The following is a 1,518-nucleotide window of genomic DNA, read 5'->3' on the forward strand; positions in this document are numbered from 1 at the left end:
CCTAATAAATTAAGGCTCCCACTGCTTGTACGCACACGGTTTCAGGTTCTATTTCACTCCCCTCACAGGGGTTCTTTTCGCCTTTCCCTCACGGTACTGGTTCACTATCGGTCAGTCAGGAGTATTTAGCCTTGGAGGATGGTCCCCCCATCTTCAAACAGGATTTCTCGTGCCCCGCTCTACTTAATATGTTAACGCTAATGTTTCGAATACAGGACTATCACCTACTACGGTCAGCTTTCCCACGCTGTTCTTCTACATTAGCATTAATCGGCTTCTCCCCGTTCGCTCGCCGCTACTAGGGGAATCTCATTTGATGTCTATTCCTAAGGGTACTGAGATGTTTCACTTCCCCTCGTTCGCTTCTTGTACAAGTACAAGATACCTACCTTATGGTAGGTGGGTTTCCCCATTCAGAAATCTCCGGATCACAGGATATTGCCGCCTCCCCGAAGCTTATCGCAGGCTGTCACGTCTTTCATCGCCTCTGACTGCCAAGGCATCCACCATGTGCGCTTCATTACTTGACCATACAACCCCAAGTAGTCTAACTTATAAATAAGTGTTGACTTCAAAGTGTCATAAGATCTAATTATGATAACGATATCACCTATGTTTATACGCTTGATTCAGTTCTCTTTACTTTTTTTAATCACTCACCCCTGGGATAACAACTGATGTCGTTAAGAGGTGAGTGATTAAGGTTAAGAGGTGCGCGTGAACACGCTCCTCCTAACCCAGACTCATATCTATGTTTTTAAATAGTCTCTATGCTCTCGTCGAGTCACAGATTCTGTATAAAACAGAAAGAAGTAATCTTGCCAATATTATGGCGAATCACTTGTTTCTATTTATACTATTAGCACTTAAAGCTTATTCGTCTATAGTGGTGGAGCCAAACGGAGTCGAACCGTTGACCTCCTGCGTGCAAGGCAGGCGCTCTACCAACTGAGCTATGGCCCCATTATAAAATGGTGGGTCTAAGTGGACTTGAACCACTGACCCCCGCGTTATCAACACGGTGCTCTAACCAGCTGAGCTACAGACCCAATTACGCTTGTTAAAACGTAAGCTTAAACTAAAGAACAACTTGTTGTGAATTCTTGCTGACCGAATGCCATCTATAAGGAGGTGATCCAGCCGCAGGTTCCCCTACGGCTACCTTGTTACGACTTCACCCCAGTCATCAACCACACCGTGGTGAACGCTCCCCCGAAGGTTAAGCTATCCACTTCTGGTGCAATCAACTCCCATGGTGTGACGGGCGGTGTGTACAAGGCCCGGGAACGTATTCACCGCGGCATTCTGATCCGCGATTACTAGCGATTCCTACTTCATGGAGTCGAGTTGCAGACTCCAATCTGGACTACGATAGGCTTTTTGAGATTCGCATCACATCGCTGTGTAGCTGCCCTCTGTACCTACCATTGTAGCACGTGTGTAGCCCTGGTCGTAAGGGCCATGATGACTTGACGTCGTCCCCGCCTTCCTCCAGTTTGTCACTGGCAGTATCCTTAG

The 1,518-nt window shown here is 47.0% G+C and carries 2 tRNA genes and 2 rRNA genes; all 4 read right to left on the reverse strand.

The features are described 5' to 3' along the window. A 23S ribosomal RNA gene (locus INT03_RS00025) occupies nucleotides 1–530 on the reverse strand; the annotation flags it as partial. A gap of 357 nt (nucleotides 531–887) precedes the next feature. After that, a tRNA-Ala gene (locus tag INT03_RS00030) sits at nucleotides 888–963 on the reverse strand. A gap of 9 nt (nucleotides 964–972) precedes the next feature. Beyond that, nucleotides 973–1,049: transfer RNA gene (locus INT03_RS00035), tRNA-Ile, on the reverse strand. A 75-nt stretch (nucleotides 1,050–1,124) separates the two neighbouring features. Beyond that, a 16S ribosomal RNA gene (locus INT03_RS00040) occupies nucleotides 1,125–1,518 on the reverse strand; the annotation flags it as partial.

The sequence above is a fragment of the Psychrobacter sp. PG1 genome (assembly GCF_014897815.1).
Taxonomy (GTDB): Bacteria; Pseudomonadota; Gammaproteobacteria; order Pseudomonadales; family Moraxellaceae; genus Psychrobacter.